22 protein-coding genes are annotated in these 24,404 nt (G+C 73.3%); 12 read left to right on the forward strand and 10 right to left on the reverse strand.

All coding sequences use genetic code 11. The features are described from left to right. Window positions 1-95: 95 nt before the first annotated feature. Window positions 96-1,484 carry an FAD-binding oxidoreductase gene (locus SGLAU_RS18965; RefSeq protein WP_043503053.1) on the reverse strand — a complete coding sequence of 463 codons (1,389 nt, stop codon included), beginning with the start codon at window positions 1,482-1,484 and terminating at the stop codon, window positions 96-98. A gap of 264 nt (window positions 1,485-1,748) precedes the next feature. Here SGLAU_RS18965 and hemB point away from each other — a divergent pair, with 264 nt between their 5' ends. Further along, complete coding sequence (hemB, locus tag SGLAU_RS18970; RefSeq protein WP_043503056.1) at window positions 1,749-2,753, forward strand: porphobilinogen synthase; 1,005 nt, start codon at window positions 1,749-1,751, stop codon at window positions 2,751-2,753. Here the strand turns inward: hemB and SGLAU_RS18975 are convergent. Beyond that, window positions 2,750-3,460 (reverse strand): DUF4232 domain-containing protein, encoded by a 711-nt coding sequence (locus SGLAU_RS18975; RefSeq protein ID WP_043503057.1) that lies wholly within the window; start codon window positions 3,458-3,460, stop codon window positions 2,750-2,752. The two genes, hemB and SGLAU_RS18975, sit on opposite strands and share 4 nt — an antisense overlap. A 213-nt stretch (window positions 3,461-3,673) precedes the next feature. Between SGLAU_RS18975 and SGLAU_RS18980 the strand changes: the two genes are divergently transcribed. Both SGLAU_RS18980 and SGLAU_RS18985 read left to right on the forward strand, forming a co-directional pair. Further along, a complete protein-coding gene (locus SGLAU_RS18980) occupies window positions 3,674-5,146 on the forward strand; it encodes a transcriptional regulator (RefSeq protein ID WP_043503059.1) in 1,473 nt (490 codons plus the stop codon). Between the two features lie 132 nt (window positions 5,147-5,278). Then, window positions 5,279-6,511, forward strand: coding sequence for a PLP-dependent aminotransferase family protein (locus SGLAU_RS18985; RefSeq protein WP_043503060.1), 1,233 nt, complete (start codon window positions 5,279-5,281; stop codon window positions 6,509-6,511). A 94-nt stretch (window positions 6,512-6,605) separates the two neighbouring features. Here the strand turns inward: SGLAU_RS18985 and argS are convergent, their stop codons facing one another. Further along, on the reverse strand, window positions 6,606-8,372 hold the full coding sequence (gene argS / locus SGLAU_RS18990) for an arginine--tRNA ligase (RefSeq protein ID WP_043503062.1): 1,767 nt from the start codon (window positions 8,370-8,372) through the stop codon (window positions 6,606-6,608). A 168-nt stretch (window positions 8,373-8,540) separates the two neighbouring features. Here argS and lysS point away from each other — a divergent pair, with 168 nt between their 5' ends. Beyond that, the gene (gene lysS, locus SGLAU_RS18995) at window positions 8,541-10,310 is read left to right on the forward strand and encodes a lysine--tRNA ligase (protein ID WP_043503064.1); all 1,770 of its coding nucleotides are present in this window, start codon (window positions 8,541-8,543) and stop codon (window positions 10,308-10,310) included. 69 nt (window positions 10,311-10,379) lie between these two features. Here lysS and SGLAU_RS19000 read toward each other — a convergent pair whose 3' ends face one another. The 3 genes from SGLAU_RS19000 to SGLAU_RS19010 form a co-directional block, all read right to left on the reverse strand. Further along, window positions 10,380-11,618, reverse strand: a complete 1,239-nt coding sequence (locus SGLAU_RS19000; protein WP_043503066.1) for a DUF2637 domain-containing protein — start codon at window positions 11,616-11,618, stop codon at window positions 10,380-10,382. Between the two features lie 106 nt (window positions 11,619-11,724). Continuing rightward, window positions 11,725-12,624, reverse strand: a complete 900-nt coding sequence (locus SGLAU_RS19005) for a DUF3558 family protein (RefSeq protein WP_078957779.1) — start codon at window positions 12,622-12,624, stop codon at window positions 11,725-11,727. Between the two features lie 105 nt (window positions 12,625-12,729). Then, window positions 12,730-13,641: a hypothetical protein gene (locus SGLAU_RS19010; RefSeq protein ID WP_043503068.1), complete on the reverse strand. Its 912-nt coding sequence runs from the start codon at window positions 13,639-13,641 to the stop codon at window positions 12,730-12,732. 172 nt (window positions 13,642-13,813) lie between these two features. On the opposite strand from SGLAU_RS19010, the gene SGLAU_RS19015 reads away from it, so the two are divergent. Next, entirely contained in the window at window positions 13,814-15,007 is a 1,194-nt protein-coding gene (locus SGLAU_RS19015; protein WP_043503070.1) for an RtcB family protein, read from the forward strand. Between the two features lie 43 nt (window positions 15,008-15,050). Here the strand turns inward: SGLAU_RS19015 and SGLAU_RS19020 are convergent, their stop codons facing one another. Together SGLAU_RS19020 and SGLAU_RS19025 are read right to left on the reverse strand one after the other, a co-directional pair. After that, a complete protein-coding gene (locus SGLAU_RS19020; RefSeq protein ID WP_043503073.1) occupies window positions 15,051-16,316 on the reverse strand; it encodes a GNAT family N-acetyltransferase in 1,266 nt (421 codons plus the stop codon). A 45-nt stretch (window positions 16,317-16,361) separates the two neighbouring features. Beyond that, window positions 16,362-17,132 carry an SDR family NAD(P)-dependent oxidoreductase gene (locus tag SGLAU_RS19025; protein ID WP_043503074.1) on the reverse strand — a complete coding sequence of 257 codons (771 nt, stop codon included), beginning with the start codon at window positions 17,130-17,132 and terminating at the stop codon, window positions 16,362-16,364. A gap of 291 nt (window positions 17,133-17,423) precedes the next feature. Here SGLAU_RS19025 and SGLAU_RS19030 point away from each other — a divergent pair, with 291 nt between their 5' ends. After that, the gene (locus SGLAU_RS19030; protein WP_043503076.1) at window positions 17,424-17,852 is read left to right on the forward strand and encodes an ester cyclase; all 429 of its coding nucleotides are present in this window, start codon (window positions 17,424-17,426) and stop codon (window positions 17,850-17,852) included. A gap of 28 nt (window positions 17,853-17,880) precedes the next feature. Here SGLAU_RS19030 and SGLAU_RS19035 read toward each other — a convergent pair whose 3' ends face one another. Beyond that, complete coding sequence (locus SGLAU_RS19035; protein ID WP_043503078.1) at window positions 17,881-18,216, reverse strand: YnfA family protein; 336 nt, start codon at window positions 18,214-18,216, stop codon at window positions 17,881-17,883. A 141-nt stretch (window positions 18,217-18,357) separates the two neighbouring features. Between SGLAU_RS19035 and SGLAU_RS19040 the strand changes: the two genes are divergently transcribed. Continuing rightward, complete coding sequence (locus SGLAU_RS19040; protein WP_043503079.1) at window positions 18,358-18,864, forward strand: hypothetical protein; 507 nt, start codon at window positions 18,358-18,360, stop codon at window positions 18,862-18,864. Here the strand turns inward: SGLAU_RS19040 and SGLAU_RS19045 are convergent. Next, a complete protein-coding gene (locus SGLAU_RS19045; protein ID WP_043503082.1) occupies window positions 18,855-19,262 on the reverse strand; it encodes a winged helix-turn-helix transcriptional regulator in 408 nt (135 codons plus the stop codon). The two genes, SGLAU_RS19040 and SGLAU_RS19045, sit on opposite strands and share 10 nt — an antisense overlap. Window positions 19,263-19,388: 126 nt before the next feature. On the opposite strand from SGLAU_RS19045, the gene SGLAU_RS19050 reads away from it, so the two are divergent. From SGLAU_RS19050 to SGLAU_RS19070, 5 genes are all read left to right on the forward strand, one after another. Then, window positions 19,389-20,276, forward strand: coding sequence for a zinc-binding dehydrogenase (locus SGLAU_RS19050; RefSeq protein WP_043506796.1), 888 nt, complete (start codon window positions 19,389-19,391; stop codon window positions 20,274-20,276). Between the two features lie 101 nt (window positions 20,277-20,377). Further along, entirely contained in the window at window positions 20,378-21,466 is a 1,089-nt protein-coding gene (locus SGLAU_RS19055; RefSeq protein ID WP_043503085.1) for an LLM class flavin-dependent oxidoreductase, read from the forward strand. Next, the gene (locus SGLAU_RS19060; protein ID WP_043503086.1) at window positions 21,463-22,065 is read left to right on the forward strand and encodes an FMN reductase; all 603 of its coding nucleotides are present in this window, start codon (window positions 21,463-21,465) and stop codon (window positions 22,063-22,065) included. The genes SGLAU_RS19055 and SGLAU_RS19060 overlap by 4 nt, the downstream gene beginning before the upstream one ends. Window positions 22,066-22,209: 144 nt before the next feature. Continuing rightward, window positions 22,210-22,935: a response regulator transcription factor gene (locus tag SGLAU_RS19065; RefSeq protein ID WP_043503088.1), complete on the forward strand. Its 726-nt coding sequence runs from the start codon at window positions 22,210-22,212 to the stop codon at window positions 22,933-22,935. Then, the gene (locus SGLAU_RS19070) at window positions 22,936-24,396 is read left to right on the forward strand and encodes a sensor histidine kinase (protein WP_043503089.1); all 1,461 of its coding nucleotides are present in this window, start codon (window positions 22,936-22,938) and stop codon (window positions 24,394-24,396) included. Window positions 24,397-24,404: the final 8 nt, after the last annotated feature.

Genomic DNA, 24,404 nt, shown 5'->3' on the forward strand with positions numbered 1-24,404 from the left:
CGTGGCCGTCAGGTCACCCGGGCAACCCGGACGGAACCGGACACGCACCGGACAGCCGGCGGCCGTACGGGCCGCCCCTCTTCACCGGCAAGAGGTCACGCCGGGGCGACCGTGTGGCCGAAGCGGAGCAGGTTGTCCGGGTCGTACGTCGCCTTGGTGCGGCGCAGGCGGTCGTGGACCTTGGGGGTCCAGGCGCGGGCGCGGTCGGCCTCGTCGCCCGGTGTGCCGTGGATGTTGACCATGGTGCGCCCGGTGCCGTACGGGGCCATGGCCGTGTACAGCTCCCGCGTGGCCCGCTCCACGGCCTCGGCGACCGGCGGGGCGGGCAGCACGCCGACCGAGTCGATGAAGTACCGCGCGTCCCGGGCGCACACCGCGTCCTCCACGGCGGGCGGGCGGGCCAGCGCGCCACCCATGTGCCGCACCTCCACCATCAGCAGGGGATACTCCTCGCCCGCCGCCGGACCGGCCAGCTCCACCAGCATGTCCAGGGCGTCGGCGGGCAGGTCGCGCAGCAGCAGGCAGGACTCCCGGGCGGGGAGCGGGTCCTGTGGCTCCAGGTGGATGCGGTCCAGGTCCGCGTGGTCCATCTCCGCCACCATGTCGACCGCGACCGGGGCCGCCGAGCGCAGCGGCGCGATCAGCGCCTCGCCCTGGGCCGGATCGCCGGGCCAGGCGAGCGCGACACGGGCCCAGAAGCCGCCGCGCAGCGGCTCGGGGATCTGCGGGATGGGCGGCAGCCGCAGGATGGTGTACGCGCTGCACATCTCGTCCGGCACGGTCCGCGTCCACTCCGCCCAGGCGCGCAGCAGGGGTTCGGCGTGCTGGGCGTGGCAGTACAGGCTCCCCCCGTACAGGCGGGGCACCGGCAGCAGGTCCGTCACGAGCGACGTCACGACGCCGGCGTTGCCCTTGCCGCCGCGCAGTGCCCAGAACAGCTCCGGTTCGTGACCGGGGTCCGTCTCGTGCAGGGTGCCGTCCGGGGTGACGACCTGGAAGGAGTGCACGAGGTCGGCGGTGAAGCCGTACGCCCGGCCGAGCACCGGCAGTCCGCCGCCCAGCGTGTAGCCGACCACTCCCGCGTCCGTGGAGGTGCCGCTGAGACCGGCGAGGCCGTGCGGGGCGCCCGCCGCCATGACGTGGCTCCATTTGGCCCCGGCGGCCACCGTCGCGGTACGCCGGGCGGGATCGACCTCCACCCCGGTCATCCGGGCGGTGCTGATCAGCAGGCCGTGGTCGATGGGGAAGTTGGCGCCGTGGCCGGTGGCCTGCACGGCGACCGGGGTTCCGGTGGCGCTCGCCCAGCGCATGGCCGCCACGACGTCGTCGGCGCCGGTCGCGCCCACCACGACGTCCGGGGTGTGCAGGGCGGAGAGGTTGAAGCCGGTGACCTCTTCGGCGTAGCCGTCGTCGCCGGGGCGCAGAACCGGGCCGCGGACGTCGGAGAGGGCGAACAGGGCGGGGGTGGGGTGGGTGGCGGTCATCGTGTCCTCCGTGACGCGTGCGACGACGGAGGGACGGCGGCGGCGCGGCCGGGGGGAGCGGAGGGAGGCCGTCGGGGCCCTTCGGGGTCTTGCGGATCGTTCGAACGGACCGTTCGCGGACCGTTCGTGCGGGACGGTCGCGAACCGTCCTTACCAGCATGGCGCCGGGGGGCGGCGGCTGCATGCGGGACGCCGGCACGAAGGCGGCCGGGCGCCGACGGGGCGTCGGTAAAGGGGGTGGCGGGGCGGGCGTAGCGTAGGCGTATGACGAAGTACGGATCCTTTCCCGGGACGCGTCCGCGTCGGCTGCGTACGAGCCCCGTCATGCGGCGCATGGTCGCCGAGACCCGGCTGCACCCGGCCGACCTCATCCTGCCCGCCTTCGTGCGGGAGGGCGTGAGCGAGCCGGTGCCGATCGCCGCCATGCCGGGCGTGGTCCAGCACTCGCGGGACAGCCTCCGCAAGGCCGCCGCCGAGGCGGTGGAGGCCGGGATCTCCGGGATCATGCTGTTCGGCGTGCCGGAGGAGGAGAAGAAGGACGCGGCCGGGACGCCGGGCACCGACCCCGACGGGATCCTCCAGGTGGCCATCCGGGACGTGCGGGCCGAGGTCGGGGACGACCTGCTCGTCATGTCCGACCTGTGCCTCGACGAGACCACCGACCACGGGCACTGCGGTGTGCTCGACGAGCACGGCCGCGTCGACAACGACGCCACGCTGGAGCGGTACGCCGAGATGGCCCAGGTGCAGGCCGACGCCGGCGCCCACGTGGTCGGCCCCAGCGGGATGATGGACGGCCAGATCGGCGTCGTGCGTGACGCGCTCGACCAGATCGGGCGGGAGGACGTCGCCATCCTCGCGTACACCGCGAAGTACGCCTCCGCCTTCTACGGGCCCTTCCGGGAGGCCGTGGCGTCGTCGCTCCAGGGCGACCGCAAGACCTACCAGCAGGACCCGGCCAATGTCCGCGAGTCGCTGCGCGAGCTGGCCCTCGACCTGGAGGAGGGGGCCGACATGGTGATGGTGAAGCCCGCCGGTCCCTACCTCGACATCCTCGCCCGGGTCGCGGACGCCGTGGACGTGCCGGTCGCCGCCTACCAGATCTCCGGCGAGTACTCGATGATCGAGGCCGCCGCCGAGAAGGGCTGGATCGACCGGGACCGGGCCATCCTGGAGACGCTGACCGGCATCAAGCGGGCCGGCGCGCGCACCGTCCTCACCTACTGGGCCACCGAGGTGGCCCGCAAGCTGAACCAGGGCCGCTACTAGCCGAGCGCGTCCTCCATCGAGGACCGCCAGTACGTCACCGTCAGGGAGCTGTCGTAGTAGACGCCCGCGGCGGGCAGCGGCGGGGTCGCGGCGGGGCCCCCGTCGCTGTTCGGGGTACCGCCCTGGAAGGCCACGGTCAGCTTGCGGGCGGTCGTGCCGCCGTCGCCGCTGCCGTCCGCCGCGGACAGCAGGACGCCCGCGTAGCCGGACTCGCCCGGGGCGAGCGTCGGCACCGCCTGCGGCTTGGTGTCCGGGCGTGCCTGGGGCACCCACTGCATCTCGTCGAAGCGGAGCACCGGGTAGTACATCAGGTTGCACGGCTTGGCACCGGTGTTGGTGACCGTGAGCAGCATGTGGTTGAGCGGGCGGGGCACCGGCTGCGCGGTGACCTTGGTGTTGGAGCCGTTGCAGACGGTGCGTACCGGACCGTCGTCGGCACCGGCGGCGGCGCCGGGGGCCTTCGTGGGGGCGGGGGACGCGGGCTTCTCCGCGGGCGTCTTCTCCGGCTCGGCGGCTGCGGGCTCCGCGGTGCCCGACGGGCTCTGCGCCGCCGAGGGCGGCGCGGTCGCGGAGGCCGTCGGCGTCGCGGCCGGTGCGGACGCGCCCTCGTCCCTGGTGCCCGTGCCGTCCTCGCAGGCGGTGAGGGCGAGGGCGGTGAGGGCGGCGCCGGTGACGGCCAGCAGACGGGTGTGGCGGAAGGTGCGCATGGCTGATTCCTTTTCGTGCAGGTGAGTCGGGTCCGGCCGCTCGACCGTTCGGCGGGAGCGGCGTGCTTGGATGACTGAAGCCTGCGGGGTGTTCCGTCCCGGCTGCCACAGCCGGCGGACAACAAGGGACGCTGGAACGCCCACAACGGCTTGACCTGGGGGAACGGCCTTTCCCTGGAACACCGGGACGGGACGAGTAGGGGCGGAGGAACGGTGTCGGAGGACTTCGCGGGGGATTTCGCGGCGCTGCTGCGGGAGTTGAAGGAACGCTCGGGACTCAGCTACGGGGTGCTCGCCAAGCGGCTGCACATGAGTACGTCGACGCTGCACCGCTACTGCAACGGGGACGCCGTACCGACCGACTACGCGCCCGTGGAGCGGCTGGCGCGGCTGTGCAAGGCATCGCCGGAGGAGCTGGTCGAGCTGCACCGGCGGTGGGTGCTGGCGGACGCGGGACGCGGGCGCAGGCCCGCCGCGAGTGAGGCGCCGCCCGCGCGGCGCCGCGAGGGACCGGCCGGCGAGGGGCAGCCCGGCGAGCCGGCGGACGCGGTGACCGGTGGGCCGGTGGCACGGGTGGACGGCGGGCGGTCCGGCGAGCCGGCGGACGCGGTGGGTGACGGGCCGGTGGGGCCGCTCCCCGCCGGGCCGGCGGAACCGGCGCAGGAACCGGGGGCGGAACCGGCGCCCGAGCCGGGGGCCGAGGTGGTGCCCGAGCCGGGGGCCGAGGTGGTGCCCGAGCGCTCCGTACGCCCTTCGCGGCGGCGGGCCGCTCTCGTCGCCGCTGCCGCGGCCGCCGTGCTCGGGATGGTGGCGCTCGCGGTGAACCTGCCCGGCGGGAACGGCGGGGACGCCGACGCGGCACGGCGCGGCCCCGTCGGCGTGGCCGCGCCGGACGGCGAGCGGCGGACGTCCTCGGTGCCCGCGACCTCCGTCCCGCCGTCCGCGTCGCGGTCACCCGAGGAAAAACAGCAGAAGCGGGACAAGCACGAGAAGGACGGCTCGGGCTCCGCCGCCGCGGGCGTCTCCTCGCCCTCCGCGAGCGTCCCGTCGACGCGCCCGGAGGACGGCGAACGCGCGACCGGCGTCCCGCTCGCCGTCACCACCCGCCCCTACACGTGGGAGACCCCCTGCTCCCAGCACTACCTGATCGACAGCCCGCCGGAGTCGGTGCCACCGCCGCCCACGGAACAGGACGCGCCCGCCTGGGTGGCCGCGGAGAAGGCGGTGTCGGCGGGGGAGCAGCTCGTGACGCTCACCGTGCAGGGCACCGGTGAGGAGACCGTGGTCGTGGAGAGCCTTCGGGTGCGGGTGGTGGGCCGGGACGCGCCGCTGCCCTGGAACGACTACACCATGGGGGTCGGCTGCGGCGGCGACGTACCGAAGCGGCCGTTCAGCATCGCGCTGGACGCGGCCCGCCCGACGGTGCAGGCGGCGGCCGGCGGCCGGGACTTCCCGTTCACGGTGAGCGAGTCGGACGTGGAGGTCTTCCAGATCATGGCCGACGCCTCGGCGTACGACGTGCGCTGGTACCTGGAGTTGGCCTGGACGAGCGGTTCACGGGGCGGGACGCTGCGCATCGGGGACGGCGACCAGCCGTTCCGCACCAGCGGCAACAACGGCCGTCCCGCGTACGACTTCCCGCTGGGCGACTCCGGCTGGGGCCCGGCGGAGGACGGCGGGGAGTAGGCGCCTCTCGGGTCCGGCAGGGTCCGTATCGCGGAAACTCAGGTGTAGACGGCAGCTAGTTCTCTAGGGTGCGGCCAGGAGCCGGGCCGTTCGGTGGGCCGGTGTCCTGCCGACGTCCTAAGGAGCCGCACCGTGACCCTCGCCGCCGAGACCGCGTCCGCCGCGTCAGCCGAACCGGCCCCCGCGCCCGTCCCGCCCCTCGCCGGGCGGGTGAGCGCGGTCGGCGGTTCGCCGGTGCGGGACATCCTGGCCGTCACCGCCCGCCCCGAGGTGATCAACTTCGCGGGCGGGCTGCCTGCCCCGGAGCTGTTCGACGCCGAGGGCATCGCCGCCGCCTACCGGGACGTCCTCGCCGAGCAGCCCGCGCGGGCCCTGCAGTACTCCACCACCGAAGGCGAGCCGGCGCTGCGGGCCGCGCTCGCCGCCCGGACCACGGCTCGCGGGCTCGCCACCGGACCCGACGACCTGCTCGTCACCACCGGCTCCCAGCAGGCGCTGTCCCTGCTGGCGACCGCGCTGCTGGAGCCCGGTGACACCGTCCTGGTCGAGAACCCCTGCTACCTCGCGGCACTCCAGGCGTTCGGGTTCGCCGGCGCGCGGGTCCTGCCCGTGCCGGGCGACGAGGACGGGCTGGACCCCGCGGCGCTGGAGGAGCTGGTGGTGCGGGAGCGGCCCAAGCTGCTCTACACCGTGCCCACCTTCCAGAACCCGACCGGCCGGACCCTGCCCGCCGGACGCCGGGCCGCGATCGCCGGGGTCGCCGCCCGGCACGGCCTGTGGATCGTCGAGGACGACCCGTACGGGGAGCTGCGGTTCGAGGGCGAGCGGGTGCCGTGGATCGCCTCCTGGGAGGCGGCGCGGGACCGGACCGTGCTGCTCGGATCCTTCTCCAAGGTCATGGCGCCCGGGCTGCGGATCGGCTGGCTTCGGGCACCCGCCGGGCTGCTGCGGGCCTGCGCGGTCGCCAAGCAGGCCGCCGACCTGCACACCCCGGGCGTCAACCAGCTCGCCGCGGCCCGCTACCTCGCCGACCGCGACCTCGACGCCCATGTGGCCCGGGTGGCCCGCGCCTACGGCGAGCGCCGCGACGCGATGCTCGCCGCCCTGCCCGCCGCCCTGCCCGAGGGCTCGGCCTGGACCCGGCCCGAGGGCGGCATGTTCGTCTGGGTCCGGCTGCCGGAGGCGTACGACACGACCGCCCTGCTGCCGCGGGTCGTGCGGGAGGACGTCGCCTATGTGCCCGGCGCTCCCTTCCACGCCGGCGAGCCGGACCGCTCCACCCTGCGGCTGTGCTTCGTGACGCAGACCCCGCAGGAGATCGCGGAGGGGCTGCGCAGGCTGGCCCGGGGACTGGGCGCCGCCTGACGGAGGCGCGGAACGGGGTCCGCCCGCACCGGCAGGGCCCTGCTGCCCGGACTCGTGGGTCCCGGCAGCGCAACGCCCGCCGGTCCGCGGACCGTTACAGGCGTTCCGGGGTGCGGATGCCCAGCAGGGCCATGCCCTGGTGCAGGGTGCGGGCCGTGAGGTCGCACAGGAACAGGCGGTTCTCGACCTGCGCGGGCGACTCGGCCTTCAGCACCGGGCACTTGTCGTAGAAGGCGGTGTAGAGGGAGGCGAGCTGGTACAGGTACGCGGCCAGCTTGTGCGGGGCGTACTCCGCCGCCGCCTCCCGCACGACCTCCGCGAACGTGTCCAGGTGCAGGCCCAGCGCGCGCTCCGCCGCGTGCAGCTCCAGCTCCGGGTGGGCGGCGGGGCGGACCTCGCCGGCCTTGCGGAGGATGGACCGGATCCGGGCGTACGCGTACTGGAGGTACACGGAGGTGTCGCCGTTGAGCGAGACCATCTGGTCCAGGTCGAACTTGTAGTCCCGGTTCGCCGACGTCGACAGGTCCGCGTACTTCACCGCGCCGATGCCCACCTGGGCGCCCCGCTCGGCGATCTCCGCCTCGGACAGGTCCTGGGCCTTCTCCCGTACAACGGCGGAGGCGCGGTCGATCGCCTCGTCGAGCAGGTCGACCAGCCGGACCGTCTCGCCCTCACGGGTCTTGAACGGCTTGCCGTCCTTGCCGAGGACCGTGCCGAACGCGAGCTGGAACGCCTTCACGTCCTCGTTCAGCCAGCCGGCCCGGCGGGCGGTCTCGAAGACCATCTTGAAGTGCAGGGACTGGCGCGCGTCCACGACGTACACCAGCGAGGTCGCCTTCAGGCTGAAGACGCGGTCACGGATCGCGGACAGGTCGGTCGCCGCGTAGCCGTAGCCGCCGTCCGACTTCTGCACGATCAGCGGGACCGGGTTGCCGTCGGGGCCCTTGACGTCGTCGAAGAAGACGCACAGGGCGCCCTCCGAGCGGACCGCGACGCCGGACTCCTCCAGCAGGCGGCAGGTCTCGGCCAGCATGTCGTTGTAGCCGGACTCGCCGACGATGTCGGGGTCGCGGACCTCCATGTCCAGCTTCTCGAAGACGGAGAAGAAGTAGATCTTCGACTCGTCGACGAACTTCTGCCACATGGCGAGCGTGTGCGGGTCACCGGCCTGGAGGTCGACCACCCGACGGCGGGCGCGGGTCTTGAACTCCTCGTCGGAGTCGAACTTCCTGCGCGCGGCCTTGTAGAGGCGATCCAGGTTGGACATCGCCTCCTCGCCGGACACCTCGTCGGCCTCGTGGTCCAGCTCGTGCGGGTGCTCGTCCAGGTACTGGATGAGCATGCCGAACTGGGTGCCCCAGTCGCCGATGTGGTGGCGGCGCACCACGTTCTCGCCGGTGAACTCCAGGAGCTGGACGACCGAGTCGCCGATCACCGCGGAGCGCAGGTGGCCGACGTGCATCTCCTTCGCCACGTTCGGCTGGGCGTAGTCGACGACCGTGGTGCCGGGGTTCTCCGTCTGCGGCACACCCAGGCGGCCCGTCTCGTCCGCGTACCGGGCGGCCAGGTTCTCGGTGATCGCCCTGTCGGCGATCGTGATGTTGAGGAAGCCGGGGCCGGAGACCTCGACGTCCTCGATCAGCTCGTCACCGGTGGTCACCCGGGAGACGACCTGCGTCGCCAGCTCCCGCGGGTTCGCCTTCGCCTTCTTGGCCAGCGCGAGGATGCCGTTGGCCTGGAAGTCGGCCCGGTCGCTTCGTCGCAGCAGCGGGTCGACCCCGTCGGCCTCCGGCAGGGCGGAGGCGAGGGCGTCGGCGAGGTGCTGCTGGACGGAGTCGCTGAGGGACGTGACCGAGGCCATAGGTAAGGGTGCCGTTCTCCTCGTGGGCCGATAGACAGGGTCAGTATCCCACGGGGGGTCCAGCCGATTTCCGGCCGCGGCCCGGGGCCGCGGTGCAAAGGCGTTTTCCCGGATACGGCCGGGCCTGGGAGAATGGTGTCCACCATCAAGCCTTCAGCAAAAGAGGACGTGCCGATCGTGGCTCAGAGCACCGAGACCACCGACTGGGTCTCCCGTTTCGCGGATGAGGTCATCGAGGAGTCGGAGCGCCGGGCCCCGGGCAAACCGGTCGTCGTCGCGTCCGGGCTGTCCCCGTCCGGCCCCATCCACCTGGGGAACCTGCGCGAGGTCATGACCCCGCACCTGGTCGCCGACGAGATCCGGCGGCGCGGGTACCAGGTACGGCACCTCATCTCCTGGGACGACTACGACCGCTACCGCAAGGTGCCCGCCGGGGTCGCGGGTGTCGACGAGTCCTGGGCCGAGCACATCGGCAAGCCGCTGACCTCGGTCCCCGCGCCCAAGGGCTCGCCGTACCCGAACTGGGCCGAGCACTTCAAGGCGTCCATGATCGAGGCGCTGGGCGAGCTGGGCGTCGAGTTCGACGGGATCAGCCAGACCCAGCAGTACACCTCGGGCGTGTACCGGGAGCAGATCCTGCACGCCATGAAGCACCGCGCCGACATCGACGCGATCCTCGCCCAGTACCGCACCAAGCCCAAGGCCGCCGCCAAGAAGCAGGGGCAGAAGCCGGTCGACGAGGCCGAGCTGGAGGCCGCCGAGGGCTCCGGCGCCGCGTCCGAGGACGACGGCAGCTCCGGCTCCGCCGGGTACTTCCCGTACAAGCCGTACTGCGGCAACTGCGAGAAGGACCTCACCACCGTCACCGCCTACGACGACACCACCACCGAGCTGACGTACGCCTGCACCGCGTGCGGCTTCTCGGAGACGGTCCGGCTCAGCGAGTTCAACCGCGGCAAGCTGGTCTGGAAGGTCGACTGGCCGATGCGCTGGGCCTACGAGGGCGTGATCTTCGAGCCGAGCGGTGTCGACCACTCCTCCCCGGGATCGTCGTTCCAGGTCGGCGGGCAGATCGTCGGCATCTTCGGCGGCAAGCAGCCGATCGGCCCGATGTACGCCTTCGTCGGCATCTCCGGCATGGCGAAGATGTCGTCGTCCAAGGGCGGCGTGCCCACCCCGGCCGACGCGCTGAAGATCATGGAGCCGCAGCTGCTGCGCTGGCTGTACGCCCGCCGCAAGCCCAACCAGTCCTTCAAGATCGCCTTCGACCAGGAGATCCAGCGGCTCTACGACGAGTGGGACAAGCTCGACGCCAAGGTCGCCGACGGCACCGCCCTGCCCGCCGACGTCGCCGCGCACTCCCGCGCGGTGCGCACCGCCGCCGGCGAACTGCCGAGGACGCCCCGCCCGATGCCGTACCGCACGCTCGCCTCCGTCGCCGACATCACCGCCGGCCACGAGGACCAGGCGCTGCGCATCCTCAGCGAGCTGGACCCCGACCAGCCGCTCGGCTCGCTCGACGAGGCCCGGCCCCGGTACGACAAGGCCGAGGCGTGGATCAACACCCACGTCCCCGCCGACCAGCGCACCATCGTCCGCGACGAGCCCGACCTCGACCTGCTGAAGTCCCTCGACGAGCAGGCGCAGGGCTCGCTGCGGCTGCTGCTGGACGGCCTCGCCGACCACTGGTCGCTGGACGGGCTCACCCACCTGGTCTACGGCGTGCCGAAGGTCCAGGCCGGGTTCTCCGCCGACGCCACGCCCAAGGAGCTGCCGCCGGAGATCAAGACCGCCCAGCGGTCCTTCTTCGTGCTGCTCTACCACCTGCTCGTGGGCCGGGACACCGGCCCGCGGCTGCCCACCCTGCTGCTGGCGGTGGGACAGGAGCGGGTGCGGCGGCTGCTCGGCGAGCAAGCCGTCCCGCACGGCGACGAGTGACGCATCCCGCCACGCGAGAGGGGGCGCCCGGTGTCCACCGGGCGCCCCCTCTCGCGTCGTCCGCGGGACCTACGCGATGTGGTCCTCCTCCAGCTCCGCGTTGAAGCGCTGCTGGAAGCGGTCCGAGAGCACCTTCAGGGCGCTCGGGGACAGCTTCGTGCCGTAGGTCGCCTCGATGTTGTCACCGAGGACGCCCGGCGTGGGGAAGCTGCCGTCTATCGACTGGCGGAACACCTGGTAGAACGCCTCCTCGTCGGGCTCCGGCGGGCCGCCGCCCTCGCCCAGCTCCCGGGTGCGGTTCGGGCCCACCGGGATCGGGAAGCTGCCGGTGTCCTCCGGGGAGGGCAGCGGCTCCGGTTCCTCCTGGTACTGGTCCTCGTACTCCTCGGCCTGCCGCTGCTCCTCGTACCACTGGGCGTAGGCGGCGTCCGGGTCGTAGTTCGGGTCGTAGCCGCCCTGGTACTGCACGGAATGCGGGTCGCGGGCGTGCAGCCAGGGGTTCTGGTCGGGCTCGGCGTCCGGTTCCGGATCACGGGCGGGGGCGGTCCGCTGCGCGACGGGGACCGTCGGCGCCGCGGCGAGCTGGGGCTGCTGCGGGGCCGGCGGGAGCAGGGCCGGCTCGATGCCGGCCGCGGCCAGGCCCGCGGGGGCGGTCTCCGCGAGCGGGACGCCGTAACGTGCCAGGCGCAGCGGCATCAACGACTCCACCGGGGCCTTGCGGCGCCAGGCGCGGCCGAACCGGGAACGCAGCCGGGCCTGGTAGACGAGACGTTCCTGCTCCAGCTTGATGACCTGGTCGTACGAGCGCAGCTCCCACAGCTTCATCCGGCGCCACAGCAGGAAGGTGGGGACCGGCGAAAGCAGCCAGCGGGTGAGGCGGACGCCCTCCATGTGCTTGTCGGCCGTGATGTCGGCGATCCGGCCGATCGCGTGCCGGGCGGCCTCCACCGCGACGACGAACAGCACCGGGATCACCGCGTGCATGCCCACACCCAGCGGGTCCGGCCAGGCGGCGGCGCCGTTGAAGGCGATGGTGGCCGCGGTCAGCAGCCAGGCCGTCTGGCGCAGCAGCGGGAAGGGGATGCGGATCCAGGTGAGGAGCAGGTCCAGGGCGAGCAGGACGCAGATGCCCGCGTCGATGCCGATCGGGAAGACGTAACTGAAGTCCCCGAAGCCCTTCTTCAGGGCCAGTTCCCGGACGGCGGCGTAGGAACCGGCGAAGCCGATGCCCGCGATGATCACGGCACCGGCCACGACCACGCCGATGAGTATCCGGTGCGTCCGTGTCAGCTGTATGGGCGCGGCCACCCGTACTCCCCTCCCACTGGCTGTTGTTGCGCGCAACAGAGTGGCACATGTGTGCGGGGAACGAGTGGCCGGTCCGGTGGGGGCCGCCTTTTCGTGACCCCCCGCGTCAGCTCGACTTCGCCGGCTTCTTCGACGAAGTGCCCGACTTCGCGGGCGACTTGGAGGAACCCGACGATCCCGCCGAGCCGGAGGACGCCGAGGAGCCCGAACCCGGGACCTTCGCCGACGAACCCTGCTCGTTCGCCTCGGCCACCGCGGCGACGACCTCCTTGGCGGCCTTCTCGGCGTCCTTCAGCAGCTCGCCGCCGTCCGGGGTCTTGTCACCGGCCAGGCCCGCGCCGTTGTAGTCGAGGGTGACGACCACGTTCTCGACACGCGCGACGACCGTCTGCTGCTTGAAGGTCCCTTCCTTCTTCTTCAGGTCGTACGCCACCACCGTCGCCTCGTCACCGGTACCGGCCAACGGCTTCACCTCGGTGTTCCTGGCGCCCTCCGCCGAGCGCACGTCGGTGACCTGCTTGCCGTAGTACTCCCGCGCCAGCTCCTCACCCGAGCCGCGCGTCACATCGGACTCGAAGCGCAGCAGGGAGACGTTCAGCCAGCGGAACTGGGAACCCTTCACCCCGTTGTTGTCGAGGCTGTTCCAGGAGCAGCTGCCCCGCGACGCGGTGTCGTCGGAACTGCCCTCCTTGCCCGACTTCGTACCCTTCGGCACCAGTTCGCCCAGCGTCTTCTTCGACAGCACCTCGCAGGGCTCCGGCAGCGTGCGGTACACCGCCGCCTCCACCGTCGGCGACGGGCTCACGGACGCGCTGGTGCTCGCCGACGCCTTCGCCTCGTCGTCCGGACCGGAGTCGGAGGAACAGCCGGCCGCGAGCAGGATCACGGGGAGGGCCGCCAAGGAGACCAGGACGCGGCCGCGCCGCCCGGCCCGCCCGGCCCGCTCATCACGCATCTCACGCTGGTCGGCTCGCTGTGCTCGTCGCTGCATGGTTCCTTCACTCATGACGCTCGTGTTCCTGCGGTCGGATCGGGTCCGAGGGGCCACGGTACGCGGTACGGCAACCGCGCGGCCCGCTTCCGCGGATCTCCCGGACGGGCCCGCGGGCCGCTAACCGGCCAGCGAATCGGCCAGTTGGGACGCCAGGTTCCGCGCCCTGTCCTGCATTTCCTCACTGTCCGGGACCGTGCCGACGATCGCCGGCTGCTCCTCGTACTCGATGGTCACGATGACGTTCGACGTGCGGAACGCCACAGTCACCCTGCGGTGCTCGGCCGTCGAACCGCCGCTTCCCAGCTCGTCGTCCAGGAACGCCTCGTCCCCGAGGTCGTCGAGGACGCGCGGCTCCAGGCCGGTGGAGGCGGCACCGGGCGACTCGGAGGCGGACGCCGAGGAGGACGGGGAGGAGGCGCCCGAGGAGCTCGGAGCGTCCGAAGCGGCCCTGGACGGGTCACCCCCGGCGGCCCCCCGGGAAGCACCCCCGGAGGACGCCCCGCCGGACGGCCCTCCCGACGGCCCTCCCGACGGGCCGTCCGACGGGTCCTCCGAGGCGCCGGACGCGGACACCGCCGGCTGCGGCAGGTCGGCCGCCGTCCGCTTGACGGCGAAGAGCTGCTGCGCCTGGACCGCGTCGCTGACCGTGGTGTCGTAGGACACCACCCGCTCCATGTCCACGAACAGGTAGTTGGTGGCCGCCGGGGACGACACCTTCCAGCGGCAGCCCACCTTGCGGTCGTTGTCGAAGGTGGGGACCGCCTCGCCCTCGTACGCCCGCTCGCGCTGCTCCTCGTCGGTGAGCTGGACGATGCCCGGCAGCAGCGCGTCGAGGGTGTCCTGGGCGACCGAACCGCAGGCCTCCGGGAGGGTCCGGTACCGGCCGGGCTCGGCGGCCTGGGTCGCGGTGCCGCCGCCGTCCGGGTTGGCGCCGTCGGTGCTGCCGCCGTCGTCGGAACCACCGGTGCAGCCGGCCAGCAGGGCCGCGAGGAGCGCGGCGATGCCGGGTACGAACGCCTTCCGCTGCACGGTCAGGCCCCTCTCGACGGTGGTAAATCGGTTGCCGGGCCGATGACTGCCCGGGACACAATGTCTATCGCACGCGCAGCCGTGGACGCCGGTCCGATGCCCCTTTCGTCGACCTTGGCGCCGGTTTTTGCGCTTCGAGAATCTTGCGATGACTGGCGGGGGATGAGGACTTATGTCGTACGTGGAAATGCCGGGCGCGAAGGTGCCGATCCGGATGTGGGCCGACCCCGCGACGGTCGAGGAGGGCGCCCTCCAGCAACTGCGCAACGTCGCGACCCTGCCGTGGATCAAGGGACTGGCGGTCATGCCGGACGTCCACTACGGCAAGGGCGCGACCGTCGGCTCCGTCATCGCCATGCGGGGCGCGGTGTGCCCGGCGGCGGTCGGGGTCGACATCGGGTGCGGGATGTCGGCGGTCAGGACGTCACTGACCGCCAACGACCTGCCCGGCGACCTGTCGCGCCTGCGGTCGAAGATCGAGCAGGCGATCCCGGTGGGCCGGGGCATGCACGACGACCCGGTCGACCCGGCCCGGCTGCACGGGTTCGGCACCGCGGGCTGGGACGATTTCTGGGGACGGTTCGACGGCATCGCGGAGGCGGTGAAGTTCCGCCAGGAGCGCGCGGGCAAGCAGATGGGGACGCTCGGGTCGGGCAACCACTTTGTTGAGGTATGTCTGGATTCGACCGGTTCGCTCTGGCTCATGCTGCACTCCGGCTCCCGCAACATCGGCAAGGAACTCGCCGAGCACCACATCGACATCGCCCGGAAACTCCCGCACAACCAGGGCCTGGTCGACCGCGACCTCGCCGTCTTCATCGCGGACACCCCGCAGATGGCGGCGTACCGCAACGACCTGTTCTGGGCGCAGGAGTACGCCAGGTACAACCGCTCGATCATGATGGCGCTCCTGAAGGACGTGATCCGCAAGGAGTTCAAGAAGGCCAAGCCGGTCTTCGAGCAGGAGATCAGCTGCCACCACAACTACGTGGCGGAGGAGCGGTACGACGGCATGGACCTGCTCGTCACCCGCAAGGGCGCGATCCGGGCCGGGTCCGGGGACTACGGGATCATCCCGGGCTCCATGGGCACGGGCTCGTACATCGTGAAGGGCCTCGGCAACGAGAAGTCCTTCAACTCCGCGTCCCACGGGGCCGGCCGGCGCATGAGCCGCAACGCGGCCAAGCGCCGGTTCACCGCGAAGGACCTGGAGGAGCAGACGCGGGGCGTGGAGTGCCGCAAGGACTCCGGTGTCGTGGACGAGATCCCGGCCGCCTACAAGCCGATCGAGCAGGTCATCGACCAGCAGCGGGACCTCGTCCAGGTCGTCGCGAAGCTCAAGCAGGTCGTCTGCGTGAAGGGCTAGGGACACCCTCCCGGCAACGTCTCCGGCCCCTGGCCGGACGCGGTCAGCCGAGCCGCTTCTCCATGAGGGTCACCGCGTACGGGCTGCCCGTGCCGTCCTGTTTGGCGGGTTGTTCGCCGGTCACCGTGTAGCCCGCGGACTCGTAGTAGGCGCGCAGGCGGGGGTTGGTGGACAGGCAGTCCAGGCGGCCGTACGGGCGGCCCGCGGCCCTGATGCGGGACTCGGCGTGGTCGAGGAGGGCGCGGCCGGTGCCGGGCGGGGAGGTGTGGGGGACCGTCATCAGGCGGTGGATGTAGCCCGCGTCCGGCGGGCGCTCTCCCCAGGCCGCCGGGTCGGTCCACCACAGCTCGTAGGCGCCGGCCAGCCGGCCGTCGGCGTGGGCCAGCCAGACCTCGCCCTCGCGGACGCGGGTGCGGAAGTGGGCCTCGTCCTTCTCGCCCGGCTTCCACTGGTCGATGCCCCGGGCCAGCTGCCACAGCGCGGCCGTGTCGCGCAGGCGGACCAGGGCGGGGGCGTCCGCGTCCGTCGCCGGGCGCAGGGTGAGGGGCGGCCGGCCGGCCGGGGGCGCTTCGAGCAGGTGGGCGCGCAGGGTTGCCGCCAGGTCCCGCGCGTTCATCGACAGGGCCTGTTCGACGTAGCCCTCGACGGAGCCGTAGCGGGCCTTGAGCGCCGTCAGGAACAGGCGCATCACCGCTGCCGGGGCGTGGCCGAAGCCGGGCCAGTGCGGGACGCGGCCGTCGTTGCGGGCCGTCCACTCCGCGCGCAGGGCGGGGGTGGCGAGCTCGGTGAGGGTGAAGTCCTCGACGACGGTGGGTTCGTCGACGCCGAGGAGGGTGAGGAGCAGGGCGGCCAGTTCGCCGGTGCGGTCCTTGCCGGAGGCGCAGTGGAAGACCAGCGGGGTGGCGGAGCGGGCCGCGTCGGTGACGAGTTCCAGGGCCCGGCGGATCTCCTTGGTGCCGTCCTCGGCGACTTCCATGAAGCGTTCGGCGAGGTAGGGGCCCGGGTCGACGTCCGGGCCCAGCGCGGCCTGGTTGTAGGGGCGGTGCTCGATGCTGAGGTTGTGGTAGGTGACGGACGGGTGCTCGGGGATCCGGCCGCGGGCGTCGATCTCCCACGGGTGGCGCAGGTCGATGACCGTGCCGATGCCCAGGGAGAGGAACCGGTCCCAGTCGGGGGTGCCGGGGGCCAGCTTGCCGAGGGAGTCCGAGCGGTAGAGGCGGCCGGGGCGGACGCGCCGGCCGTCCGTCGTCGGGTAGCCGCCCAGGTCGCGGAAGTTGTGCAGACCGGCGAACGGTATGTGTCTGTCCACGTCCGCGAGCCTACGTGGCTGCCGGGCGGGCCGGCCGGAGGCCGGTCAGCGGCTCTCGCGGTGCAGCTTGGTGTTGGAGGCCTGGGCGCGCGGGCGGACCACCAGCAGGTCGATGTTGACGTGGCTGGGGCGGGTCACGGCCCAGGTGATGGTGTCGGCGACGTCGTCGGCGGTCAGCGGGTCCGGCACGCCCTCGTAGACCTTCTCCGCGCGCTCGCTGTCGCCGCCGAACCGGGTCAGGGCGAACTCCTCGGTCTTGACCAGTCCGGGGGCGACTTCGACGACCCGCACCGGGCGGCCGACGATCTCCAGGCGGAGCGTCTCGGCGAGGACGTGGGCGCCGTGCTTGGCGGCGACGTAGCCGGCGCCGCCCTCGTAGGTGCCGTGGCCGGCGGTGGAGGAGACGACGACCACGGTGCCGTCGCCGCTGGCCTCGAGCTTGGGCAGCAGGGCCTGGGTGAGGTTGAGGGTGCCGATGACGTTGGTCTCGTACATCTGCCGCCAGTCGGCGGGGTCGCCGCTCTCGACCGGGTCGAGGCCGAGGGCGCCGCCCGCGTTGTTCACGAGCACGCCGACGGTCCGGAAGGCGGTGGCGAACTCGTCGACGGCCGCGCGGTCGGTGACGTCCAGCGGGTAGGCGGTCGCGGAGTGGCCCGCCGCGGTGATCTCCTCGGCCAGCGCCTCGATGCGGTCCTTGCGGCGGGCGGTGAGGACGACGCGGTATCCGGCGGCGGCGAGCTGCCGGGCGGTGGCGGCGCCGATTCCGCTGCTCGCCCCGGTGACGACGGCGATGCGGGACGCGGCGGGCGGGGTCATCGGCTGCTCCTCGGAAGGGGGCGGGCGGGACGGGCGCACCCGGTGGTGCGTCGGGTGGTGCGGGCGGTGCTTCCCGCCAGGATAGGCGGGGGTCCCGGTGGGAGAATGGGACGGGTGGTTCCCGGTGGGGGATCGCCGGTGGGCGGTCCGCGGCGGGTGATCCGCGGCGGGGGCCGCCGGCGGGTGAGCCCTGTGGGGGCCGCCGGTGGGGGGTTGCCGTGGAGTGACTCCCGAGGGGAGATCCGCCGGAGGTGGTCCTCGCCGGGTGGTCCTCCGGATCGGAGGCTGATCATGGGAGAGGCACGGGAGGTCATGGACCGGCTGACCGCGTCGGTCACCGGGACACCGGACCTGAAGGCACTCGCCGGGTTGTTCGCGCCGGACGCGGTCGCGGTGACGCCGGACGGGGACTTCGAGGGGCGGGACGGCGTCGTCGAGTGGTGGCGGCAGATGACGGAGGCGGTGCCGGAGGCCGTGTTCGAGCCGGTGAACGCGTACGAGGTGGGGGACACGGCGATCGACGAGGGGTGGTTCGGCGGCCGGAACACCGGTCCGCTGCGGCTGCCGTCCGGTGAGTCGCTGCCCCCGACGGACCGGGACGTCAGGATCCGTGGTGTCGACCTCGCGACGGTCCGGGACGGGCTGATCGTCAGCTACCGGGTCTACTACGACCAGTTGGCCTTCCTCGACCAGCTGGGGCTGCTGTCCGAGGAGGGCTGAGCCGGGCGCGGGCTCCGCGCGGTGTGGTTCAGCCGCCGCGCGGCGCCCACATGATCACGGCCATTCCGGCGAGGCAGACGAGCGCGCCGGTGATGTCCCAGCGGTCGGGCCGGTAGCCGTCGGCGAGCACGCCCCACAGGATCGATGCGGCGACGAAGATGCCGCCGTAGGCGGCGAGGACGCGGCCGAAGTGGGCGTCCGGCTGGAAGGTGGCGACGAAGCCGTACGCGCCGAGGGCGAGCACCCCGCCGGTCACCCACAGCCAGCCGCGGTGCTCGCGCAGGCCCTGCCAGACCAGCCAGGCGCCCCCGATCTCGAAGAGGGCGGCGACGACGAACAGGGCGGCGGAGCGCAGGACGAGCATGCCGGTCAGCCTGGCACAGCGCCGGGTCCGCGGTGACGCGCGGCCGTCACCTGATGGACGGCGCCTGCCGCCGCTGCCGCGTGGCATACATGCGCTGGGTGGGTCCCGGCGCGGGGCCCGGCGGTGAAGGAGCGGTGCGGCATGGTCGGTCGGGCGTGTGCGGTGGGTGCGGCGGTGCTGGCGCTGGTCGCGGGGGCGGCGCCCGGTGCCGGGGCGGCGTCCGGTGCGGAGGCCGGGTCCGGTGCGGTGGCGCGGGGCCGGGCGGCCGAGGCGGAGCTGTCGTTCCACGGTGCCGCGGTGCTGGCGGACGGGCGGCTGGACGTACGGTTCCTGTCCCGCAATCACGGGCCCGCGGCGGTGCCGGACGCGACCGTGCGGCTGCGCTGGTCGGCGCCCCTGGAGGACCGGCTCGCGCTGCCGGGCGGGTGCGTGCGCGCGGAGCGGCGGGCGGTGCTGTGCCGGGTCGGGCCGCTGCCGGCGGGCGGGCCGGGGGTGCAGGTCCGGCTGCGGGTGGGGTTGCGCGGGGCGCCGTCCGAGGTGCTGATGGAGTTCACCGCGGTGTGGAGCGGCGGCACGGCCGACCGGGGCCGGGACGACGAGCGGCGGCGGGTGCTGGTGCTGGACACCGGCGACACGTACTACTTCTGACCGTCGTCGCCGTCGTAGCGCCGGCGGGCCCGGTGGACCTCGTCGAAGTGGGTCTCCGCCCAGTCCTTCACGGCGGTGAGGAGGAGGCTGAGGCTGCGGCCGAGCGGGGTCAGCTCGTAGTCGACGCGGACCGGGACGGACGGGGTGACGGTGCGGCTGAGGATGCCGTCGCGTTCCAGGGAGCGCAGGGTCTGGGTGAGCATCTTCGGGCTGACGCCGGCGATCTTGCGGCTGAGGTCGCTGTAGCGCATGGGGCCGGCGGCGAGGGCGGCGACGACGAGGCTGACCCACTTGTCGCTGATGCGGTCCAGGAGCTGGTTGGTCGGGCAGGCCCTGAGGAACGCGTCGTACTCGGTGCGGGCCTGCTCGCGCCGCTGGGCCGCGGTCATGGTCGCCATCGCTCACCTCCGGGGTATGAACGCACTTCCAGGTAACTACTTACCGATGGATAGTAACCCTTCCTAGGGTTGCGGGCAGTTGGGGAGACGCCCCAGCTGCCCTGTGAACCAAGGGAGTTGTTCATCGTGCGTGCAGTGGTCGTGGAGCGGTTCGGCGGTCCCGAGGCGGTCGAGGTCGTGGAGACGGAGGTGCCGGAGCCGGGTGCGCGGCAGGTGCGGATCAAGGTGGCGGCGGCCGCGCTGAACCCGGTGGACGCCGGGGTGCGGGCGGGCGTCTTCGGGGGCGCGGGGCAGCGGATCGGGCTCGGCTGGGACGTCGCCGGGACGGTCGACGCGGCCGGGGCGGCCGCCGCGTGGAACGCGGGGGACGAGGTGGTCGCGCTGCACTACGGGGCGGTGAAGCCGCTGGGCACGCACGCCGAGTACGTCGTGGTCGACGCGGACGCGGTGGCCCCGGCCCCGGCCGGGGCGGACGCGGTGCACGCGGCGACGCTGCCGCTGAACGCGCTGACCGCCGCGCAGGCGCTGGACCTGCTGGGGCTGGAGGCCGGCCAGTCGCTGCTGGTGACGGGCGCGGCCGGGGCGGTCGGCGGGTACGCCGCGCGGCTCGCCGCGTACCGGGGGGTGGCCGTGACGGGGCTGGCCCGGGAGGACGACGAGGAGCTGGTGCGGTCGCTGGGCGCGCGGTTCGCCGCCGGCGAGCCGGCGGCGGGCGGCTTCGACGCGGTGCTGGACGCCGCGGTGCTCGGGGAGCGGGCCCTGGGCTGGGCGCGGGACGGGGGCGCGTACGCCGGGGTCATCCCGGGGGCGGCGCCGGAGCCGGTGCGGGGCGTGCGCGTGGGCGCGGTGGAGGTGAGCGCGGACGGGGCGCGCCTGGCGGAGCTGGTGCGGCTGGTGGAGGAGGGGGTGCTGGCGCTGCGGGTGGCGGAGACGTTCTCCCTGGAGGACGCGGTGAAGGCGCACGCGCGGTTGGCCGAGGGCGGGGTCCGGGGGCGGCTGGTGCTCGTGCCGTAGGGGGCGTCCCGGGGGTGTCTCACCCCCCGGGGGAATAGGTGGCTCGCCGGTGCCGTTCGGACGTATAGTTGAATGGTCAACCACTTGGAGGGTGAGCGGCCATGCAGTTCGGGATCTTCAGCGTCGGCGATGTCACACCGGACCCGACCACGGGACGTACGCCGACCGAGCGCGAGCGGATCAAGGCCATGGTCGCCATCGCGCTGAAGGCCGAGGAGGCGGGGCTCGACGTCTTCGCGACCGGTGAGCACCACAACCCGCCGTTCGTGCCGTCGTCCCCGACCACCATGCTCGGCTACATCGCCGCCCGCACCGAGCGGCTGATCCTGTCCACGGCCACCACGCTGATCACCACGAACGACCCGGTGAAGATCGCCGAGGACTTCGCGATGCTCCAGCACCTGGCCGACGGGCGCGTCGACCTGATGATGGGCCGCGGCAACACCGGCCCGGTCTACCCCTGGTTCGGGCAGGACATCCGCGAGGGCATCAACCTCGCCATCGAGAACTACGCCCTGCTGCACCGCCTGTGGCGCGAGGACGTCGTGAACTGGGAAGGCAAGTTCCGCACGGCCCTGCAAGGGTTCACCGCGACCCCGCGCCCGCTGGACGGCGTACCCCCGTTCGTCTGGCACGGCTCCATCCGCTCCCCGGAGATCGCCGAGCAGGCCGCGTACTACGGCGACGGCTTCTTCCACAACAACATCTTCTGGCCGGCCGACCACACCAAGCGGATGGTCGAGCTGTACCGGACCCGCTACGCCCACTACGGGCACGGCACGCCCGAGCAGGCGATCGTCGGCCTCGGCGGCCAGGTGTTCATGCGGCGGAACTCGCAGGACGCGGTGCGCGAGTTCCGCCCCTACTTCGACAACGCGCCGGTCTACGGGCACGGACCCTCCCTGGAGGACTTCACCGCCCAGACCCCGCTGACCGTCGGCACGCCCGAGCAGGTCATCGAGAAGACCCTCGCCTTCCGCGAGTACGCCGGCGACTACCAGCGCCAGCTCTTCCTGGTGGACCACGCCGGACTGCCGCTGAAGACCGTGCTGGAACAGATCGACCTGCTCGGCGAGGAAGTCGTGCCCGTGCTGCGCAAGGAGTTCGCGGCCCGGCGGCCGGCCGGCGTGCCCGACGCCCCGACCCACCGCTCCCTGCTCGCCGACGCCCGGAAGGAGACCGTGGCATGAGGCTCGTCGTCGTCTCGGCGGGACTGAGCGTCCCGTCCTCCACCCGGCTGCTGGCCGACCGGCTGGCCGCCGCCACCGCCGGGCGGACCTCCGCCGAGGTGGAGGTCGTGGAGCTGCGCGACCTCGCCGTGGAGATCGCCCACCACTTCACCAACGGCTTCCCCGGGCGCCGGCTGGCCGCCGCGCTCGACGCGGTGACCGGCGCCGACGGACTCATCGTCGTCACCCCCGTCTTCTCCGCCTCCTACAGCGGGCTGTTCAAGTCCTTCTTCGACGTGCTCGACAAGGACGCGCTGACCGGCAAGCCCGTGCTGATCGCCGCGACCGGCGGCACCGCCCGGCACTCGCTGGTCCTGGAGCACGCCCTGCGCCCGCTCTTCGCCCACCTGCGGGCCGTGGTCGTCCCCACCGGCGTCTACGCCGCCTCCGAGGATTGGGGCGCGGAGGGCCTGGACAGCAGGATCGAGCGGGCCGCCGGGGAGCTGGCCCAGCTGCTGACCGGGCCGGCGGCCGGTGTGCCGAAGGCGCGGCCGGCCGGGCAGGACATCACCGTCGTGCCCTTCGAGGAGCAGCTCGCGGCGCTGCGCCGGGCGGGGTGACAGGCCGGTGAGCGGCCCCGCGCCGGGCCGGGTGACAGGCCGGTGAGCGGCCCCGCGCCGGGCCGGGTGAGAGGCCAGTAAGAAGCGGGGCCGCGGTTCGGCCGTCCGGTCGTACGGCCGGGCGGCTTTGCCACACTGGGACCCGTGGCCCCGACTGTTCTGCTCGCCGAAGACGACCGCGCCATCCGGCACGCCCTGGAACGGGCCCTGACCCTGGAGGGCTACCGGGTCACCGCGGTCGCCGACGGCGTCGAGGCACTGGCCCAGGCGCACCGCACCCCGCCGGACGTGCTGGTCCTGGACGTGATGATGCCGGGCATCGACGGGCTCCAGGTCTGCCGGGTGCTGCGCGCCGAGGGCGACCGCACCCCCATCCTCATGCTGACCGCGCTGGTGGAGACCGCCGACCGGATCGCGGGCCTGGACGCCGGCGCCGACGACTACGTGGTCAAGCCCTTCGACGTCGAGGAGGTCTTCGCCCGGCTGCGCGCGCTGCTGCGCCGCACCGCCCCCCGCGACGACACCCCCGAGCAGCCGCCCACGCCGGCCGCGGCCCCCGCGCCCGAGGGCCGGCTGATCCGGGCCGCCGGACTGCGCATGGACCCGAGGGCCCGGCGGGCCTGGCGCGGCGAACGGGAGCTGGAACTGACCCGCACCGAGTTCGAGCTGCTGGAACTGCTCGTGCGCAACGCGGGCATCGTCCTCGACCACTCCACGATCTACGACCGCATCTGGGGCTACGACTTCGGGCCGGGCTCCAAGAACCTCGCCGTCTACGTCGGCTACCTGCGCCGCAAGCTCGACCAGCCCGGCGCACCCCAGCTCATCCATACGGTGCGCGGCGTCGGTTACGTGCTGCGGGAGGACTGAGTGGGGTGGCGGCCGCGGCTGGTGTCCCTGCGCACCACGTTCGCGGTGTCCTTCGCGACGGTCACCGCCGCGGTGACCCTCCTCGTCGGGTTCCTCTCCTACAACGCCGCCGCCCGGCTGGTCCGGGTCGACCAGGTCTCCGTCTTCGACGAGGTCGTGCAGGACCTGCGGGGTGAGGTGCGGCAGTACCGGATGGACCCCGAGGACTTCTCCTCCTCCGCGCCGGGACACGACCTGGTGCGCCCCGCCCGCACCGACGTACAGGTGCTCGGCCCCGACGGCGGCATCGTCGACAAGGGCAACCCGGGGCTGCCGGTGACCGGCTCCGACCGGGGGATCGCCGCCGCGCGGACCGCCGGGCAGCTCGTCGTGCACAAGGACGTCGACGTCGGCGACGACGTCTACCGCGTGGCCACCGTCGCGCTCGGCGGTGGCCGGGGCGCCGTGCAGGTGGCCCAGGAGTTCAGCGACACCGAGGACCTGCTGCGGGCGCTCCAGCAGCGCACCGTGGTGCTGATGGCCGCCGTGGTGGTCGGCGCCGGACTGTTCGGCTGGTGGCTGGCCCGGCGGATCACCCGGCGCCTGGTGATCCTCACCGACGCCGCCGAGGCCGTCGCCCGCACCCGGCGCCTCGGCATCGAGGTGCCCGTCACCGGCCACGACGAGGTGGGGCGCCTCGGCCGCGCCTTCGACCGGATGCTCGGCCGGCTCGCCCAGTCCGAGGAGGACCAGCGCCGCCTGGTCCAGGACGCCGGTCACGAACTGCGTACGCCGCTGACCTCGCTGCGCACCAACATCTCCCTGCTCCGCCGGATCGACGAACTCCCGCCCGACAGCCGCGCCGAACTCGTCGCCGACCTCGGCCAGGAGGCCCGCGAACTCACCGACCTGGTCAACGAGCTGGTCGACCTCGCGGCGGGCCAGTCCGACAGCGAGCCGCCGCAGCGGGTGGACCTCGCCGACCTCGCCGAGGACGTGGTGGGCCTGGCCCGCCGCCGCACCGGCCGGGAGATCACCCTGCGGGTGAGCGGCGACACGGCCGCGCGGGTACGGCCCGGAATGCTCACCCGGGCCATGTCCAACCTGGTGGAGAACGCGGCGAAGTTCGACCGGGCGGGCACGGCCCCCATCGAGCTGGTGCTGTGCGGCCCGGCCCGGGGCCGTCCCGGCCCGGTCCGCGTCATGGTCCTCGACCGCGGCCCCGGCGTCGCCGACAGCGATCTCGACCGCATCTTCGACCGCTTCTACCGCGCCGCCGACGCCCGTTCCCTGCCCGGCTCCGGGCTCGGCCTGTCCATCGTGCGGGAGGTGTCGCTGGCCCACGGGGGCACGCCGTTCGCGCGGTGCCGGGAGGGGGGCGGGTCGGTGATCGGTTTCACGATCGGGGACGGGGACGGGGACGGTGACGGGGCCGGCAACGGCGGCGTGACCGCGGCCGGGGGCGCGGCCGGCCGGGGCTGAGGCGGGCC

Source organism: Streptomyces glaucescens (assembly GCF_000761215.1).
GTDB lineage: Bacteria > Actinomycetota > Actinomycetes > Streptomycetales > Streptomycetaceae > Streptomyces > Streptomyces glaucescens_B.